Source organism: Novosphingobium sp. (assembly GCF_027489515.1).
Classification (GTDB): domain Bacteria; phylum Pseudomonadota; class Alphaproteobacteria; order Sphingomonadales; family Sphingomonadaceae; genus Novosphingobium.
Genome location: NZ_JAIXZS010000061.1, coordinates 66184 through 82087, shown reverse-complemented (window position 1 = coordinate 82087; position 15904 = coordinate 66184). Strand labels below are relative to the sequence as shown.

At 66.0% G+C, this 15904-nt stretch carries 17 protein-coding genes; 6 read left to right on the top strand and 11 right to left on the bottom strand.

The window, feature by feature from the left end; all coding sequences use genetic code 11:
* Positions 1-144 precede the first annotated feature (144 nt).
* From Q0082_RS11090 to Q0082_RS11080, 3 genes are read right to left on the bottom strand one after another with little or no spacing between them, the layout of a single operon-like run.
* On the bottom strand, positions 145-1137 hold the full coding sequence (locus Q0082_RS11090; RefSeq protein WP_298192474.1) for an ABC transporter ATP-binding protein: 993 nt from the start codon (positions 1135-1137) through the stop codon (positions 145-147).
* Positions 1134-2105: an HlyD family secretion protein gene (locus Q0082_RS11085; RefSeq protein ID WP_298192473.1), complete on the bottom strand. Its 972-nt coding sequence runs from the start codon at positions 2103-2105 to the stop codon at positions 1134-1136. The genes Q0082_RS11090 and Q0082_RS11085 overlap by 4 nt, the downstream gene beginning before the upstream one ends.
* A complete protein-coding gene (locus Q0082_RS11080) occupies positions 2102-2716 on the bottom strand; it encodes a TetR/AcrR family transcriptional regulator (RefSeq protein ID WP_298192470.1) in 615 nt (204 codons plus the stop codon). The genes Q0082_RS11085 and Q0082_RS11080 overlap by 4 nt, the downstream gene beginning before the upstream one ends.
* 295 nt (positions 2717-3011) lie before the next feature.
* Between Q0082_RS11080 and purS the strand changes: the two genes are divergently transcribed.
* Together purS and purQ are read left to right on the top strand one after the other, a co-directional pair.
* Positions 3012-3245, top strand: coding sequence for a phosphoribosylformylglycinamidine synthase subunit PurS (gene purS, locus Q0082_RS11075; protein ID WP_298192467.1), 234 nt, complete (start codon positions 3012-3014; stop codon positions 3243-3245).
* A gap of 2 nt (positions 3246-3247) precedes the next feature.
* Positions 3248-3928, top strand: coding sequence for a phosphoribosylformylglycinamidine synthase subunit PurQ (purQ, locus tag Q0082_RS11070; RefSeq protein ID WP_298192465.1), 681 nt, complete (start codon positions 3248-3250; stop codon positions 3926-3928).
* A gap of 3 nt (positions 3929-3931) precedes the next feature.
* Here purQ and Q0082_RS11065 read toward each other — a convergent pair whose 3' ends face one another.
* The gene (locus Q0082_RS11065) at positions 3932-6244 is read right to left on the bottom strand and encodes a GGDEF and EAL domain-containing protein (RefSeq protein ID WP_298192463.1); all 2313 of its coding nucleotides are present in this window, start codon (positions 6242-6244) and stop codon (positions 3932-3934) included.
* A gap of 296 nt (positions 6245-6540) precedes the next feature.
* Here Q0082_RS11065 and Q0082_RS11060 point away from each other — a divergent pair, with 296 nt between their 5' ends.
* Positions 6541-7440: a homocysteine S-methyltransferase family protein gene (locus Q0082_RS11060; protein ID WP_298192462.1), complete on the top strand. Its 900-nt coding sequence runs from the start codon at positions 6541-6543 to the stop codon at positions 7438-7440.
* Complete coding sequence (locus Q0082_RS11055; RefSeq protein ID WP_298192460.1) at positions 7433-8281, top strand: RMD1 family protein; 849 nt, start codon at positions 7433-7435, stop codon at positions 8279-8281. Before Q0082_RS11060 ends, Q0082_RS11055 begins: the two co-directional genes overlap by 8 nt.
* 2 nt (positions 8282-8283) lie before the next feature.
* Here Q0082_RS11055 and Q0082_RS11050 read toward each other — a convergent pair whose 3' ends face one another.
* From Q0082_RS11050 to Q0082_RS11035, 4 genes are read right to left on the bottom strand one after another with little or no spacing between them, the layout of a single operon-like run.
* On the bottom strand, positions 8284-9732 hold the full coding sequence (locus tag Q0082_RS11050) for a glycosyltransferase family 39 protein (RefSeq protein WP_298192458.1): 1449 nt from the start codon (positions 9730-9732) through the stop codon (positions 8284-8286).
* Positions 9729-11552, bottom strand: a complete 1824-nt coding sequence (gene glmS, locus Q0082_RS11045; RefSeq protein ID WP_298192456.1) for a glutamine--fructose-6-phosphate transaminase (isomerizing) — start codon at positions 11550-11552, stop codon at positions 9729-9731. The genes Q0082_RS11050 and glmS overlap by 4 nt, the downstream gene beginning before the upstream one ends.
* Positions 11553-11570: 18 nt before the next feature.
* The gene (locus Q0082_RS11040) at positions 11571-11936 is read right to left on the bottom strand and encodes a type II toxin-antitoxin system VapC family toxin (RefSeq protein WP_298192453.1); all 366 of its coding nucleotides are present in this window, start codon (positions 11934-11936) and stop codon (positions 11571-11573) included.
* Positions 11937-11957: 21 nt separating this feature from the next.
* The gene (locus Q0082_RS11035; protein WP_298192451.1) at positions 11958-12212 is read right to left on the bottom strand and encodes a ribbon-helix-helix domain-containing protein; all 255 of its coding nucleotides are present in this window, start codon (positions 12210-12212) and stop codon (positions 11958-11960) included.
* Positions 12213-12341: 129 nt separating this feature from the next.
* On the opposite strand from Q0082_RS11035, the gene Q0082_RS11030 reads away from it, so the two are divergent.
* Both Q0082_RS11030 and Q0082_RS20110 read left to right on the top strand, forming a co-directional pair.
* Positions 12342-13052, top strand: a complete 711-nt coding sequence (locus Q0082_RS11030; protein ID WP_298192450.1) for a glutathione S-transferase family protein — start codon at positions 12342-12344, stop codon at positions 13050-13052.
* Positions 13053-13269: 217 nt separating this feature from the next.
* A complete protein-coding gene (locus Q0082_RS20110) occupies positions 13270-13548 on the top strand; it encodes a lysozyme inhibitor LprI family protein (protein WP_366522550.1) in 279 nt (92 codons plus the stop codon).
* 52 nt (positions 13549-13600) lie between these two features.
* Here the strand turns inward: Q0082_RS20110 and Q0082_RS11025 are convergent, their stop codons facing one another.
* The 3 genes from Q0082_RS11025 to glmU are packed head-to-tail and all read right to left on the bottom strand — an operon-like array spanning position 13601 to position 15863.
* Complete coding sequence (locus Q0082_RS11025) at positions 13601-14059, bottom strand: DUF3291 domain-containing protein (RefSeq protein ID WP_298192449.1); 459 nt, start codon at positions 14057-14059, stop codon at positions 13601-13603.
* A 2-nt stretch (positions 14060-14061) separates the two neighbouring features.
* A complete protein-coding gene (gene aac(6') / locus Q0082_RS11020; protein WP_298192447.1) occupies positions 14062-14505 on the bottom strand; it encodes an aminoglycoside 6'-N-acetyltransferase in 444 nt (147 codons plus the stop codon).
* Positions 14502-15863 (bottom strand): bifunctional UDP-N-acetylglucosamine diphosphorylase/glucosamine-1-phosphate N-acetyltransferase GlmU, encoded by a 1362-nt coding sequence (gene glmU, locus Q0082_RS11015; protein WP_298192445.1) that lies wholly within the window; start codon positions 15861-15863, stop codon positions 14502-14504. The genes aac(6') and glmU overlap by 4 nt, the downstream gene beginning before the upstream one ends.
* Positions 15864-15904: the final 41 nt, after the last annotated feature.

The window sequence follows — 15904 nt, the reverse complement described above, 5'->3', positions numbered from 1 at the left end:
ATCGCATAGCCGAAGATCATCAGCTGCATCAGCGGCATGACCAGCATCATGCCCACCGTGCCCCGGTCGCGCAGCATCTGCCGCACTTCCTTGAACACCATCGCACCGATGCGCTGCAGCGGTGTCGCGCTCACCAGAGTGTCCTCATGCCTGCACCACCACCGAATTGTCCTCGGCCCCGCGCATCAGATGGATGAACACGTCCTCAAGGCTGGGCACCGCCTCGCGGAAGCTGATCGTGTCCGCCCACGGCGCCACCGCTGCATGCAGCGCCGCCATGTCCGGCCCGCACACGTGCAGCGCCGTGCCGAAGGGAGCCGCCATCGCTACACCGGGCCGCGCCTCAATGGCCGCAGCCAGCCTGTCCGCACCCGTTCCATCGGGTAATTCGCCTTCGCCCTGCAGCGCCTTGAGGCCGGAGCCCTCGACCACCTCGGCAATGCTCCCGCGCGCCAGCATCCGGCCATAGGCGATATAGGCGATCTCGTGGCACCGCTCGGCCTCGTCCATGTAGTGCGTGGAGACGAGCACGGTCATCCCGCCCGCCGCCAGCCCGTGAATCTGGTCCCAGAACTCGCGCCGCGCCTGCGGATCGACGCCTGCGGTCGGCTCGTCCAGCAGCAGGATTTCGGGATCGTGGAGCACGCAGGCCGCCAGCGCGAGCCGCTGCTTCCACCCGCCCGAAAGCTTGCCCGCCAGCTGGTCACCGCGCGTCGTCAGCCCCAGTTGCCCAAGCGCCTCGGCCACCCGATCCTTGCGGTGCGGCAGGCCATGCACCCGCGCAAAGAACTCCAGATTCTCCGCAATCGTCAGGTCGGAAAACAGCCCGAACTTCTGCGTCATATAGCCCACGCGTGCCTTGATTGCGCTGCGCCGGGTCTTGAGGTCCTGCCCCAGAACAGTCCCCTCGCCCGCATCGGGGATCAACAGACCGCAGATCATCCGCAAGGTCGTGGTCTTGCCCGAACCGTTCGGCCCCAGAAACCCGCAGATCCGCCCCCGCGCCACCGAAAGGTCTACGGCGTCGACCACCGTGCGCCCGCCAAACCGCTTGGTCAGCCCCCGCACGTCAATCACAAGATCCTCCCCGGCAAGGGGAGGGGGACCGCCCGAAGGGTGGTGAAGGGGTGTACTCAAGGCACGCTCACCGCCACCGGCAACCCCAGCGGCAAGGGCTTGTCCGCCGGCAGCGCCGCTTCCACCATGAACACCAGCTTCGCGCGGGCATGTTCGCTGTAGATCACCGGCGGCGTGTATTCCGCGCGCGGCGCGATGAACCGCACCGTTGCCGTCCGCGCCTCACCGCAGCCATCGCAGGTAAAGCGCACTGCCGTACCGGGGTGCATCCCTGCCACCTTGTCCTGCGGCACAAAGAAGCGGATCTTGCGCTTGTCGTCGGGAATGATCGAAACGACCGGCTGGTTCGCCGGCACCCATTCGCCGGGGTTGAAATAGGTCTGCTCGATCTGCCCTGCTGCGGGCGAAACCGGCGCAATTTCCTGCCGCCGCCGCGCTTCTGCCGCCAACGCTGCCTGCGCGCCCACGACTTGCGCGGCCGCCGCTGCCTGCTGGCTCGAACGCCCGACCGTCAGCGCCCCGCTGCGTTGCTGCGCCTGCGCCTGCGCCACTTGCGCCGCCGCGCTATCTCTTGCCGCGCGCGCCGCATCCAGCTGCGTGCGGCTGGCAAAGCCCTTGGCCGCCAGATCGGCAAAGCGCCGGAAGTCCGCTTCCGCGCGCACCAATTGCGCCCGCGCAGATGCTTCCGCCGCGCGCGCCACATCGATTTCCGGCGTGCGCTCGCGCGCTGCGCCGAGATCGCTTAGCGAAGCCTGCGCGGACTGCACTTGCGCCGCCGCCTGCGCCGCGCTTGCGTCCGCCGTTCTCGGATCGAGCGCAAACAGTGGCGCCCCCGCGCTCACCCGCCCGCCGCGCTCCACCGGCCGGCTCGCCAGCGTGCCCGAAACCGGCGCCGCCACATAAAGCGCCTCGCCCTCCACATAGCCGAGCCACGGATCTGGGGCCGCCTGCCGCGTGAAGAACCAGATCGCCGCTCCTGCCAGCACGGCCAGCAGCAGCAGGATCGGCAGGCGCTTGCGCAGGCTCATGCCAGCTCTCCCCGGGCGGTCAGCCCCTGCAGCAGCACCTCGGCATGGCTCACCGCCATCGCCTCGATGTAAAGTGGCTCCGCGCCCACCGGTTCGAACACGATGCGCCACAGCGCGGAAAAGATCATGCCGCCCGCCACGCTGCGCGCCGCCAGTGCCGGATTGGCGCAAGTGAACTCGCCGCGCGCCACGCCGTGACGAATGATCGCTTCGATGGCCCCGAGGACGCGAGTGATCGCATGATCGTGGTAGAACTTCACCAGATCGGGAAAGGCCTGCCCCTCTCCGATGATCAGGCGCGGCAGGAAGGCGATGTTGCCGCTCCCCAGCCGCACCATCACCACGTGGATGAACCGTCGCAAAGCATCGGGGGCGCTGGTGCCCGCAAGGTCCGGCATCGCCTCAGGCAGGACGTGCCCGATCAGCCCTTCAACCAGCGCGCGAAACAGAGCCTCCTTGGTCTCGAACCGGCTGTAGATCGCGCTGCGGCTGATCCCCACCCGCTGCGCGATGTCGTCCATCGTCGTCGCGGCAAATCCGCGCGTGGCAAAGGCTTCGCGCGCCGCATCGAGAATGCGGCCATCGCGATCGGGAGGGGTGACTCGGGCCATGACGGAATAAATAACAGACGCGTCTGTTATTTAAAAGCAGCGGATGGCTCCGGCCGCGCGGATTTTCCTACATCGCGTCCTTCTGCTATAAGGGTGGCATGGCCAGCATTTCCGCCATTTTTCCCGATCTTGCGAGGCTTCCGGCAGCCATCCGGCGGACGCAGATGGAACCGCTTCGGGTTTTCCCTCTGGACTGTGTCAACCGTGTCAACTTCCGCCGCCTTGCGCTTCGGTCCGCACCGGAGCATAGGCGCTCGCGAGTCTCCCCCCAGCCGTCCGGAAAGGCCGTTCGCCCATGAAGATCCGCGTCCACGTCAGCCTCAAGAACGGCGTGCTCGATCCGCAGGGCCGCGCCATTCACCACGCGCTCGAAGGCCTCGGCTTCGAAGGCGTCAATGATGTGCGCGCTGGCCGCCTGATCGAGATGGACGTGGCCGACAGCACCACCGACGTCGCGCTCGAAGACATGTGCCGCAAGCTCCTCGCCAATCAGGTGATCGAGAACTTCCGCATCGAGAAAGTGGCCTGACCATGGGTTTTACCGCCGCCGTCATCACCTTCCCCGGCTCCAACTGCGACCGTGACATGGCGGTGGCGATCGAGAAGATCACCGGCGGCACCGTCCACCGCGTGTGGCACGGCGATGCCGATCTGCCCGCCGGCCTTGATTTCATCGCGCTGCCCGGCGGCTTTTCCTATGGCGATTATCTGCGCTCGGGCGCGATGGCCGCGCGCTCGCCGGTCATGCAGGCGGTGGTGGCTGCCGCCAACCGCGGCGTCACCGTGCTCGGCGTGTGCAACGGCTTCCAGGTCCTCACCGAAGCGGGGCTGCTCCCCGGCGCGCTGATGCGCAACGCGGGTATCCGCTTCGTCTGCCGCGATGTGCCGCTGGTGGTGGAAAACAATCAGTCGCTGTTCACCGCGCGCTACAGCGCCGGCCAGCACATCACGATCCCCGTCGCGCACCACGATGGCAACTACTTTGCCGACGCCGCAACGCTGGACCGCCTCGAAGGCGAAGGCCGCGTTGCCTTCCGCTACGGCGAACCGGTCAATGGTTCGCAGCGCAATATCGCGGGCGTGCTCAATGCGGCGGGCAACGTGCTCGGCATGATGCCGCACCCCGAACGCATGATCGAACCCGCCCATGGCGGCAGCGATGGCCGCGCCCTGTTTGAAAGTGTGCTGACCGGGCTGGGCGTCGCGGCCTGATCCTCAGGCCAGCTTCTTTGGCCGGTCCAGCGTGATCCGGTCGAACAGGCCGGACGCATCGCGCGCGGTCATCGGACGGCCGAAGTAATAGCCCTGGATCTTCTTGCAGCCGAGACGGCGGATAACGGCCAGTTCTTCCTCTGTTTCAACGCCCTCGGCCGTGGTCGACATCTCGAGCGCGTCGGCCATCGCCACCACGGCGCGCACGATGGCAAGGCTCTCCGGATTGTCCTTCGCCGCGCCCTGCACGAAGCTCCTGTCCACCTTGATCGTCGAGAAACGCAGCTTCCGGAGATAGCCGAGCGAAGAATACCCGGTGCCGAAGTCGTCGAGCGCCACGCCGCAGCCGAGCGACATGATCCGCTCCAGCGTCTGCTGCGCCGCGGTGCCGTCACGCACGAAGATGCTTTCGGTCACCTCGATCTCGAGCCGGTGCGGCGGCAGGCCGCTTGCGGCAAGCGCGCTGACCACAACTTCGGCAAAGCTGGGATCAAGCAGCTGCTCGCCCGAAACGTTGACCGCCACCTTGATCGGGTCGGGCCAGTTCATCGCCTCGAAGCATGCCGTGCGCAGCACCCATTCGCCGATCGGCACGATGAGGCGGGTGTCCTCGGCAAGCGGGATGAACTTGGCCGGGCTGATCGGGCCGTGTTCCGCCGAATGCCAGCGCAGCAGCGCCTCGAAACTCACCGGTTCTTCGGTGATCGCGTCGACGACCGGCTGGTAAGCCAGCGCAAACTCGCCGCGCTCCAGCGCGTGGCGCAGCGCGAACTCGAGCTTGCGGCGCTCTTCGGCATGAGCATGCAATGCCGGCTCGTAATCGAAGTGCAGGCCGCCGCCCTCATCCTTGGCGCGGTAGAGCGCAAGGTCGGCGTTGCGCATCAGCGTCTCGACCGTTGCGCCATCGCGCGGCCCGATGGCCGAGCCGACGCTCGCGCCGACATAGAGCGTGTGGTGGTCGATCTCGTAAGGCTGCGAAAGCGCGGTGATCACGGCGTGCGCCACTTCGCGGATCCGCGTGCCATCGCCCGCATCGCGGACCACGATCGCGAACTCGTCGCCACCAAGCCGCCCGCACAGCTCGTTCTCGCTCATCAGCGACTTGAGCCGATCCGAAACCTTGGCCAGCAACTGATCACCGACAAGGTGCCCAAGCGTATCGTTGACCGCCTTGAAGCGGTCGAGGTCGATCATCATGAAGCCGCAGCGCATCCGCCAGCGGTCCGCCTCGCGCATCGAATCGCCCAGCGTTTCGGTCAGCATAAGACGGTTGGGCAGCCCCGTCAGAGTGTCATAGCGCGCAAGGTAGGCAATCTTGTCTGCGCTCTCACGCTGCTCGGTGACATCCGAACCCACACCGCGGAAACCGATGAAGTTGCCGTTGTCGTCAAACCGAGGCGAGGCGGAAAGTTCCCACCACCGGTTGTTGCCGTGCAGCGTCACGTGCACCAGCAGGTTGGAGAAACTTTCGCGCCGCTTGAGCCGTTCGGCGAGATCATGCAGCGAGGAATGGAAGTGCCCGCTCTCCCAAGCTGAGCCTGCGATCAGCTGGATCAGCGGCTTGCCGTCGATGTCCTCCGGGTCCTCGCCCAGGGCGAAGGCAAAGCGCGGGCTCGCCGCGCGCACGCGCCGGGTGGCATCGGTTTGCCACAGCCAGTCCGCCTCGCCTTCCTCGAACTCGCGCAGCAACAGCGACACGACTTCGCTCTTCTCGGCAATACCGGCCTCGGCCACCTTGCCAGCCAGGAACATGCGCGCTGCCTCGAGGCTGCCAACCCACAGGAAGATCACGAAAGTGACCGCAGCCGCGGCCGCCGTCACCTTGCCGAACCAGAGGAAGACCGCGATGCTGGCCGCGCCGAGGATCGCATTGAACAACACCGCGCCCAGCGGCACGGCGGCAAACGCCAGCGCAGTGCCCGCCATCAGCATGGCCATGATCGTCCAGACCAGCAGCCGCTGCTCGGGCGAGGCGAAGGGCGACATGACGAGGATTGGGACAACCCAGACCAGCGCGGCAGCGACGGTACAGATGGTATGCCTGTGAATTTCGTGCCGGGTCATCCGGCGGCGGTCGGCATCCTCCAGCGTGCGATCGAAGTTGGAACCCCAGATCAGCACGGCCGCAAGCAGGCCCGTCCAGCCGACCAGCAAGGCGAGATGGATCGCGCCCCACAGCGCCTGAACGACAAGTGTCGCGGCCAGCCCGTGGGCAACAAGTCGCGGCCCAGTGAGCCGTGCGAGGCCCGAATACTGCAGACCGCGCAGCCGTCCCCAATCGCCTTCGGCCGAATCGCTGAGGCCCAGCACCGCCAAGGCCGGCAATTCCCGCGGCAGAGCGGGCAAGCTTTGATCGGTCGTACGCGTCACCCCTGCGGACTTAGTGGGGAAACCTTGCGCAATAGTAAGCGCTTGGAAATTTCCACGCCCTCTCGAACCGTTACGGATGCTTCACAAGCGTATGATTAGAAATGTAAAAACAGGGTCCTAAGGATTTTTTGCGTACGGTTTCCCGCACCCTTTGGTATGGGCCTGGCGCCTCGCCCCTGCCACTCCGGTTGAGGGCGTGCTAGCGCTTTTCCCACGACCATAAAGAGAGCGCATTACCGGCCATGACGACCCCCCTCCTGATCCTCGACGGCGGCACCGGCCGCGAACTTGCCCGCAGCGGCGCGCCGTTTCGCCAGCCCGAATGGTCGGCGCTCGCCTTGATCGAAGGCCCGCAATTCGTGAGCGCTGTTCATCGCGCCTATGTCGAAGCCGGTGCGGACGTGATCACCACCAATTCTTATGCCGTGGTCCCCTTTCATATCGGCGAAGAGCGCTTTGCCGACCAGGGCGCGGCGCTGGCCGCGCTTGCCGGACGGTTGGCGCGCGAGGTTGCCGATGCCGCCGCGCGCAAGGTGCACGTCGCAGGCTCGCTACCGCCGGTCTGCGGCTCCTACCGCCCGGACCTCGTCGATCTCGATCGCGCCCGCCCGGTGCTTGAGGTCCTCGTCACCGCACTGGCCCCCAGCATCGATCACTGGCTCGCGGAAACGCTCTCGTCGCTGGTCGAAGCGCGCCTCGCCGCCACTCTGACCGCGCCGACCGGAAAGCCGCTGTGGCTTTCCTTCACGCTCGAAGACGAGAAGCCGACCGCCGAGCCCACGCTGCGCTCAGGCGAAAGCGTCGTCGAAGCGGCCCGCCTCGCGCAGGACGTTGGCGCGGCGGCACTCCTGTTCAATTGCAGCCAGCCCGAAGTGATGGAAGCCGCCGTGCGTGCCGCACATGCTGCGCTTGGGCCGGACAACCCCATCCGCATCGGCGTCTACGCCAACGCCTTCCCGCCGATGGCCGCCGATGCCGAGGCCAATAGCGCGCTCTGCCCGATCCGCGAGGATTTGACGCCGGCAGGCTATGGCCGGTTTGCTGCCGCCTGGCATGCTGCTGGTGCTTCGATCCTCGGCGGCTGCTGCGGGATCGGCCCTGAGCATATCGCGGCGCTACGCCGCGAAGCCGTCCATGCCTGACACAGCGGCGCGCGCCCAGCCTGCCACCAAGAAGCCGCCGGGCTGGCCCGACGAGGTGGCTCTGGGCGCGCTCCCGCCGGGCGAGGAGCTGATTGTTCACGCCCGCTATCTCGGCACCCGGATCGACACGCGCGCGCTCGCCGCCGATATCGTGTTGCGCGAACTCGCCTCCGCTGCCGGGCTGACTTTCGCTTTCCGCTATGGCGTTGCCGTGACCTTCTGCACGGCGGCGGACCGCATCTCCGCGCTGGACATGGCGCTCCTCGCCCACGTGCAGGAACCCGCCGATCAGCAGGAGATCGAGACGGCCAGCGTGCTGATCACCGATGGCGGCAAGGACCGTGTCGATGACGACGGGGTGATCCAGCTCGCCGACGACGAAGAGCCGCGCCTTCTCCTCGTCGCGACGGTGCTGGCGCATAGCGTGATGCTCTCGCGCGACGAAATGCTCGTCTCGGAAGTGTTCGATTCAAGCGTACCGCTCGTCGCCGACCTGCAGATCAACGGCAAGGCCCGTCTTTCGATCCCGGCGGTGATGCGCATGGTCGGCCGCGTGCTGGCGGCGCGGCACCGCGTGATGGGCACCGCGCAGGCCGGTGAGCGGCCGGATCTTCTCTGGGACCACCCCGATCTCGACAGGCTCTATACCCGGCTCGAGGCCGAGTACGAGCTGGGCGAACGCGCCGAAGTGCTCGAACGCAAGTTCGGCGCGCTGGGCGACTTTACCGAAGTGCTGCTCGATATCGCGCAGGACAAGCGCGCGGTGCGCCTCGAAGTCGCGATCATAGCGCTGATTGCGGTCGAGCTGCTGCTTTCGATCAGCAAGGCAATCGGCGGCTAGCCCTAGATACCATCCGGCACCCGCTGATAGAGGACCAGCCCGTCGCCGAGGATGAGGTATTCACCGACCGGGACATAGTGCCGGGCGAGCTCCTCCAGCACCATCGGCGCGGTGAACGAGGTGGCGTAGATGCTGCGATCCGACCGGGCGAGGATGAACATCGGGCGCTTCGCGAGGAACTCGGCCACAATCTGTTCCTGCGGCCGTCCCACCGCGCCGTGCTCCATGTATTCGGCGCTGTGGAAGGGGAACGGATACTTGGCCCTTGGGCGCGTACCGGTTGCTGCATAGGTCGCGGTGGGCCCCGAAAAGACATAGAGGCTGCGCCCGGCACCGCCCGCGTTGATCTGCTGCGTCAGCGCCCGGAACTGAACGACATCGGCGCGGCCCGCTGCAATGTTCGCCGGAAAGTTGCCGATGACGACGAGCGCAGCGACCAGCACCGCAGCGCCGAACCAGCCCGCGCGCTGGCGCAGATCGTAGAACGGCACCGCCAGCAGCACGGCGAACGGGGCGAGGAACGCGTAGTAGTAGGCCAGCACATTGCTCGGGAAGTAGATCGAGGCGAGCGCTCCGCCGGTCATGACCACCACCAAGGCGCTGGCCCTGCGCGGATAGGTCTGGCCGAGGCGGAACCAGGCCCAGATGCCGGCCGCGATCATCAGCAGGAACGGCGCGATGACGCTGAGGGTCTTGGGATGAAAGCGCCCGATGCTTGTCTTGCGCTCGAAGATCGAGACGAAGTTCGCATACCAGAAATCGCCGAAATGGCCGATGGCCGCATACCACACGGCAAACGCCAGCGTGGGCGCCAGGCCCGCCAGCGCATAGAGAGCGGCCCGCCCCAGCACAGGCAGCAACGTACGCGCGCGGCGATAGTCCTCGACCAGTACGAAGGCGGCAAACACCGCGCAGAAGGGCGCCGCCGTATATTTGATCTGGAGCGCGAGGCCGCCCAGCAGCATCGCTGCCAGCGTGGCACGCAGCGATCCGGGATAGACCAGGGCGAGATAGATCATGCCCAGGCACAGCGGCGCAAACAGCAACTCGCTCTGCGCGCCGCGGCAGCCGAACACGGTCATCGCGATCAGGTAGAGCAGCGCCGCAACCCAGCCGGTGCGCTGGTCGGCCAGCAGCGCAGCGATGCGATAGGCCAGCCACGCGCCGATGCAGGCAAACAGGTTCGCCATGACGAGATAGGCAAAGGCGCCGCGCCCGAGCAGCGCATGCGCGCCTTCGTAGAGCAGGAACAGCCCGAGCGGCTTGCGATCCCACACATCGACGTAGGGCACCTGCCCTTCGAACATCGCAGTGGCGACGTAGGAGTAGAACTGCTCGTCGTGGTCGACGACAGGATTGTCCATCCACCAGATGCGGAGGAGCAGCGAGGACGCGGCGATGAACAGCAGGACCGGCAGTTCGCGAACGAAAGGGCCGGCCCTCGTGGTCATTCGACGGTGACCGATTTCGCCAGATTGCGCGGCTGATCGACGTCGGTCCCCTTGGCCACGGCCACGTGATAAGCGAGGAGCTGCACCGGCACGGCATAGACCAACGGCGCGATCAGCGGGTGCACCTTGGGCATCTCGATCGTGGCAAGGCAGCCCTCGCCCGCTTCCTCGATCCCCGCCGCATCCGAAATCAGCACGACCTTGCCGCCGCGCGCGCGCACTTCCTGCATGTTGCTCACGGTCTTTTCAAACAGCGGCCCCGAGGGCGCGAGCACGATCACCGGCACGGCCTCGTCGATCAGCGCGATGGGCCCGTGTTTCATCTCGCCCGAGGCATAGCCTTCGGCGTGGATGTAGCTGATTTCCTTCAATTTGAGCGCACCTTCGAGCGCCAGCGGATAGTCCGGACCACGCCCCAGATAGAGCACGTCGCGCGCCGGCGCGATGAGGTGGGCCATCGCCGCGATCTCGTCGTCATGGCTGAGCGCCGCGTTCAGGGCGGCAGGCGTTTCGGCCAGCTGGTTGACGATATCGGCCTCTTCCTCGCGGCTCAGCCGCCCGCGCTTGACCGCAAGGTGCGCGGCAAGCGCGGCCAGCACGGCCAGCTGGCAGGTAAACGCCTTGGTCGAGGCGACGCCGATTTCCGGCCCGGCGTGGGTCGGCAGCAGCAGGTCCGCCTCGCGCGCCATCGAACTGGTCGGCACGTTGACCACGACCGCGATGGTCTGCCCCGCCGCCTTGCAGTGGCGCAATGCGGCGAGGGTATCCGCTGTCTCCCCGCTCTGCGAGATGAACAGCGCCAGCCCGCCCGGCTCCAGCACCGGATCGCGGTAGCGGAACTCGCTTGCAACATCGATATCGACGGGCAGGCGCGCGAACTGCTCGAACCAGTACTTTGCCACCATGCCGGCATAGAAGCTCGTCCCGCAGGCAACGATGGTCACGCGGCTGATGGAGGAAAGGTCGAAATCGATCTGCGGCAGCGCCACCGTCTGGTCGATCCGGCGCAGGTAGCTTCTCAGCGTCTGCGCCACCACGGTCGGCTGCTCGAAGATTTCCTTCTGCATGAAGTGGCGGAATTCGCCCTTCTCGATCGCCGCCGCCGTCGCGCCCGAGGCCACGATGGGCCGCGTGACGGGCTGGTTGTTCACATCATAGATCGTCGCGCCTTCGCGCGTGATGACGACCCAGTCGCCTTCCTCAAGATAGGTGATCCGCTGCGTCAGCGGCGCCAGCGCAAGCGCATCGGAACCCAGATAGGTCTCGCCATCGCCATAGCCCACCACCAGCGGCGAGCCGAGCCGCGCGCCGATCAACATGTCCTCGTGCTGGCGGAAGGCGATGGCGAGCGCAAAGGCGCCGCGCAGCACGGGAAGTACGGCCTTGACCGCATCCTGCGGGCTGAGCCCGGCTTCGACCTGTTCGGACACGAGATGCGCGACAACTTCGGTATCGGTCTCGCTCTCGAACGTGCGCCCGCGCGCCATCAGCGCATCGCGCAGCGGTTTGAAGTTCTCGATGATGCCGTTGTGAACGAGCGCCACTTCCTCCGTGGCGTGCGGGTGGGCATTGCTGGTGGTCGGCGCGCCGTGCGTGGCCCAGCGGGTGTGGGCGATGCCGATCAATCCTTGCGCGGGATGGCGCACCAGCTCGAGCACGAGGTTGTTGAGCTTGCCTTCAGCGCGGCGGCGCACCAGCTGGCCATCGGCCACAAGGCAGATGCCCGCGCTGTCATAGCCGCGGTATTCCATGCGCCTGAGGCCATCGACCAGCCGGTCCGCCACCTGTTCCTTGCCGACAATTCCGATAATTCCGCACATGGGAGGCTGGGCTTTCGCTTAGAGAGTATAGGGGACGCGGATGCCCGGCATTTCAGCCGGGAAATCGCGGGTGTTGCGGGTGACAAGGATCGCCCCGTTGATCTGCGCGGTCGCGAGGATCAGCGCGTCGAGCAGCTTCATGCGGGTGCGGTGCCGGATATCCGCCGCGGCCTGCGCAATACGACCGTCCACCTCAACGATTTCGAACGGCGCGATTAATTCGCGGACATGATCGCGCGTCTCGAGTGGTTCGCCGGCCAGCACTTCGGTCCAGGCGATCCTGCTGATGCGATGGCGGTTGTAGCGCGAAAGCTCGGCGCGCGCGGGCGCCTTCCGGTTCAGCCAGTCGATGACGATATTGGTATCGAAAAAGGGGTCTGACATCGCGCTGGGCTTCGAGCCGGATCAGATGTCGTCGTAGGAGCGGCGATCCTCGCGGATGGCCTGCTGGTATTCGACCCCGTCGCCGATATCGGTGCGATCCTTCCAATAGCCGAAACCGCGTTCGATCCAGTCCTTGTTCCCGCCGCCGGGGCTCTGCGCCTTGTAGGTCGCCACTGCATCGCGCAGCACCGCCGCGCGCGATTTGCCTTGCTCGGCCGCGCGGGCATCGAGCCAACGGATGTCTTCATCTGGCAGATCGGCGAGGATGCGGGTCATGATGATATCGCGATATCATATCATGATATCATGTCAAGCAAATTCGCGGGGACTTGGCACCGCTCCGACCCACGATAGTCTCAACACGTAAACAAGTCGGTACAGTCGATGCGGGAAAGGGGATCCCAGATGGCCGGTGCGTCCACGCTCAAAGTCTATCACCTGCCCGGCGCCTGGGGCCTTCCCACGGTCAGCCCGTTCTGCCTCAAGCTCGACGCCTGGCTGCGCATGACCGGGATCGAACACGAAAGCATCACCGCCGCCACACCTTTCGCCGGCCCCAAGGGCAAGGCGCCGTGGATTGAGGAAGACGGGCAGGAAATCGGCGATTCCACCTTCATCATCGCGCACCTCATGCAGCGCCGCGGCGTCGATCCCGATGCCCACCTCACCCCTGCACAGCGCGGCATGGCGGTGGCGATCCAGCGGCTGATCGACGAAAACCTCTACTGGACGATGGTCCATGATCGCTGGATGAACGATGCCAACTGGAAGCAGTTCCGCGATGTCGTGCTCGGCGGGCTTGCCGTGCCGGTGCGCCGCGTGCTCGGCCCCATCGCCCGGCGCGGGGTGAAGAAGCAGCTCGAAGGCCACGGCATCGGCATCCACAGCGCGGCGGAAATCGCCGCCATCGGCCGCCGCGACGTGAACGCGCTTTCCGATATCCTCGGCGATCAGGAGTGGTTCTTTGGCGATACGCCCAGCACCATCGACGCGGTGGCCTATGCCCAGCTCGTCAACATCTGGCGCGCACCCTTCGAAAGCGAAGTGCGCCGCGCCATCGGCCAGACCCCCAACCTTGTCGGCTTCATCGACCGGTTTGCGGCGCGGTACTACTAGACCGCTTGGACAGGTTCAGTAGTGAGCGGAGCGACCGAGTGTGGGTGGAAAGCGGACGTTCGCATGAAGGAGTAAAGTGGACAGGCTCGGCGGGCCATACCAGCTTAAAGGCTGAGGGAGGAAATCAGGCTTGTCGTTTTTCTTCTCACTACTTCTGGCACAAGCCACCCCTTATCCGGGTGGCGACTATCTGTATGTGGCGGGCAAGTGCCTTGAGATGGGACCCCAAACCGGAAATGTACACTGGGGCCTAGAAAGATCGGAATGTCGGCGCCTATCTGAACTAGATGCGCTTCTGAACCGCACTTACCAAAGCAAGATGAGGTCGCTATCGCCAAAAGACCGTTTATCACTTCGCGATTCTCAGAGGGCTTGGCTTGCAGGCCTGAATGAGAGTTGCGGGCTCGGAAATGACGCCAAGATCCTCGACGAAGCAACTTCCGATTGCTTCGCGGACGAAGTCCGAAAACGCATCGCTCAGCTTCAGCAGTATTAGAAGCAAATGTCCGCAAATGGGCGCAATCGGTCATTCTAAAGGCCCACGCAGCCTAACGGTTCTCGCGCCACCATTTGAACGTAAAAACCGCCGCGCTCGGTCCATCCCGGCCCAGCTGCGCCAGCTTGTCCAGCGCCTCGGCCACGCTCGGGATATGGCCCTCCGGCACTTCCCAGAGCGCCAGCGAAGGCTCCATCGGCTCAAACCACTCGCCCCGCCGCGCCAGCACGGCGCGGTGATCGGCCTGGCGATAGGCGAAGGCCTCCAGCGAGGGCACATCGCGCCAGACGGACAGGTTCACGATGAAATCAGCGTCGCCCGCCACCGCCTCGATCGCGGTCGCGTCATTGGCATCGCCCCCAGTTTCATCGGCGCCCACCAGCCGCCAGATGAATCCGTCCGCCGCATCGGCCTGCGCGTTCACGTGATCGAGCGCGTCCATGAACGGCTGGTTGGCGGGGTCCGCCTTCGGGCGGCGGAAGCGGGCGACATTGAGCTGGGCGATCGGCATGGTCAGATCTCGCGCCGGAAATAGACAACCCGCTCGGTCTCGGCAAACCCGGCGGCACGGTGGAAGGCGTGCGAATCCACGTCCTCTTCCAACGCATCGGAGGCAAATTCGCTGCACCCCTGCGCCCTGCCCCACTCGGCCACCGCATCACACAGCCGCAGCGCAAGGCCGCTCCCGCGCGCCGCCTCGCTCACGTAAATACCTTCGAGAAACACAACCGGCGACGTCTCGCAGCCGTTGACATAGTCGTGCCGCAAGGCCGCCTCGGCAAAGCCGACGACCGCGTCCCCATCCAGCGCCACCAGGTTATACAGCCGCTCCGTCTCCGCCAGCTGCTCCTCGGCTTCGGCCCGGTGCTCGTCCGCAGAGACCTCATCCCACAAGGCATGCCGCAGCGCCGCCCAGCCATCTAGGTGCTCGGCACGCGCGGCGACAATCTCGATCATTTGCGCTCCGCCTTCTTGCGCTTCATCGCATCGTGGAAGCGGTCCGCCCAGCCGGGCTTGACCAGTTGCTCGGCTCGCACGAGGCGCAGTTCGCCATCGGCCACATCGCGGCTCACCGCGCTGCCCGCCGCGACGATGGCGTCTGCGCCGATCTTCACCGGCGCGATGAGCGCGGAGTTGGAGCCGATGAAGGCCCGTTCGCCGATGACGGTGCGATACTTGAAGTAGCCATCGTAGTTGCACGTGATCGTGCCCGCGCCAATGTTTGCGCCCGCGCCCACGTCGGCATCGCCGAGGTAGGTCAGGTGGTTGGCCTTGGCGCCGGCATGGAGCACCGCGTTCTTCACCTCGACGAAGTTGCCGACACGCGCCTTCGCTTCCAGCACCGCACCCGGCCGCAGCCGCGCGAAGGGGCCGACCGAAACGCCCGGCTCCAGCCGCGCGCCCTCAATGTGGCAGAAAGCGTGGATCACCACGTTGTCCGCCACCGTCACGCCGGGGCCGAACACCACGTTCTGCTCCACCGTCACATCGCGGCCGAGCACCGTGTCCCAGGCAAACCACACCGTCTCGGGCGCGACGAGGCTGGCGCCATCGGCCATCGCCTGCATACGGCGCTTCTGCTGCCAGCGCGCTTCGGCTTCGGCGAGCTCGGCGCGGCTGTTGATGCCCGCCACTTCATCAGCATCGTCCGTCACCACCACCGCGCAGACGCGGCCGTCGCTGTTCGCCACGTTGACGATATCGGTGAGGTAGTATTCGCCCTGCGCGTTGTCGTTGCCCACCCGCGCCAGCAGCGCGAACAGCTCGTCGCCGCGCACCGCCATCAGGCCCGAATTGCACAGGCGGCAGGCGCGCTCGGCCTCGCTCGCGTCCTTGTGCTCGACCATCTTCCGCACGACGCCATTCTCGGCAATGACGCGGCCATATTGCAGCGCGTCCTCAGGCTCGAAGCCCAGTACGACCACCGCCGGATTGTCGCCGGCATGGAGCCGCTCCAGCATGGCGCGCATCGTCTCCGTGCGCACGAACGGCACATCGCCGTAAAGAATCAGCACATCGCCCGCGAACCCCGCCAGTGCGCCTTGCGCCTGCTGCACCGCATGCCCGGTGCCGAGCTGCGGATCCTGCACCACCAGTTCCGCAGATGCGCCCAGCGCCGCCGCCAACTGCTCGCGCCCCGCGCCGACCACAACGACCTTGCGCTGCGGCGCCAGCGCGTCGGCGCTGGCCATCAGATGCATCAGCATCGGCCGCCCGGCGATCGGGTGCAGTACCTTGTGCAGGTCGCTTTTCATGCGGGTGCCCTTGCCGGCAGCAAGGACAACGAGAGCGAGGGGAGTGGCTGTTTCAGTCATGGTGCGCGTTCCTTGCCAGCATTTGCTTGCAGTTTCCAGAA

What these genes read in the sequence shown, in the direction of transcription:
- Q0082_RS11060 (WP_298192462.1), top strand. Translation starts at nt 6,541, where the DNA reads ATGACGACCCCCCTCCTGATCCTCGACGGCGGCACCGGCCGCGAACTT.
- Q0082_RS11085 (WP_298192473.1), bottom strand. Translation starts at nt 2,105, where the DNA reads ATGAGCCTGCGCAAGCGCCTGCCGATCCTGCTGCTGCTGGCCGTGCTG.
- Q0082_RS11080 (WP_298192470.1), bottom strand. Translation starts at nt 2,716, where the DNA reads ATGGCCCGAGTCACCCCTCCCGATCGCGATGGCCGCATTCTCGATGCG.
- Q0082_RS11055 (WP_298192460.1), top strand. Translation starts at nt 7,433, where the DNA reads ATGCCTGACACAGCGGCGCGCGCCCAGCCTGCCACCAAGAAGCCGCCG.
- purS (WP_298192467.1), top strand. Translation starts at nt 3,012, where the DNA reads ATGAAGATCCGCGTCCACGTCAGCCTCAAGAACGGCGTGCTCGATCCG.
- glmU (WP_298192445.1), bottom strand. Translation starts at nt 15,863, where the DNA reads ATGACTGAAACAGCCACTCCCCTCGCTCTCGTTGTCCTTGCTGCCGGC.
- Q0082_RS11035 (WP_298192451.1), bottom strand. Translation starts at nt 12,212, where the DNA reads ATGACCCGCATCCTCGCCGATCTGCCAGATGAAGACATCCGTTGGCTC.
- glmS (WP_298192456.1), bottom strand. Translation starts at nt 11,552, where the DNA reads ATGTGCGGAATTATCGGAATTGTCGGCAAGGAACAGGTGGCGGACCGG.
- Q0082_RS11050 (WP_298192458.1), bottom strand. Translation starts at nt 9,732, where the DNA reads ATGACCACGAGGGCCGGCCCTTTCGTTCGCGAACTGCCGGTCCTGCTG.
- Q0082_RS11030 (WP_298192450.1), top strand. Translation starts at nt 12,342, where the DNA reads ATGGCCGGTGCGTCCACGCTCAAAGTCTATCACCTGCCCGGCGCCTGG.
- Q0082_RS20110 (WP_366522550.1), top strand. Translation starts at nt 13,270, where the DNA reads ATGGGACCCCAAACCGGAAATGTACACTGGGGCCTAGAAAGATCGGAA.
- Q0082_RS11025 (WP_298192449.1), bottom strand. Translation starts at nt 14,059, where the DNA reads ATGCCGATCGCCCAGCTCAATGTCGCCCGCTTCCGCCGCCCGAAGGCG.
- purQ (WP_298192465.1), top strand. Translation starts at nt 3,248, where the DNA reads ATGGGTTTTACCGCCGCCGTCATCACCTTCCCCGGCTCCAACTGCGAC.
- Q0082_RS11040 (WP_298192453.1), bottom strand. Translation starts at nt 11,936, where the DNA reads ATGTCAGACCCCTTTTTCGATACCAATATCGTCATCGACTGGCTGAAC.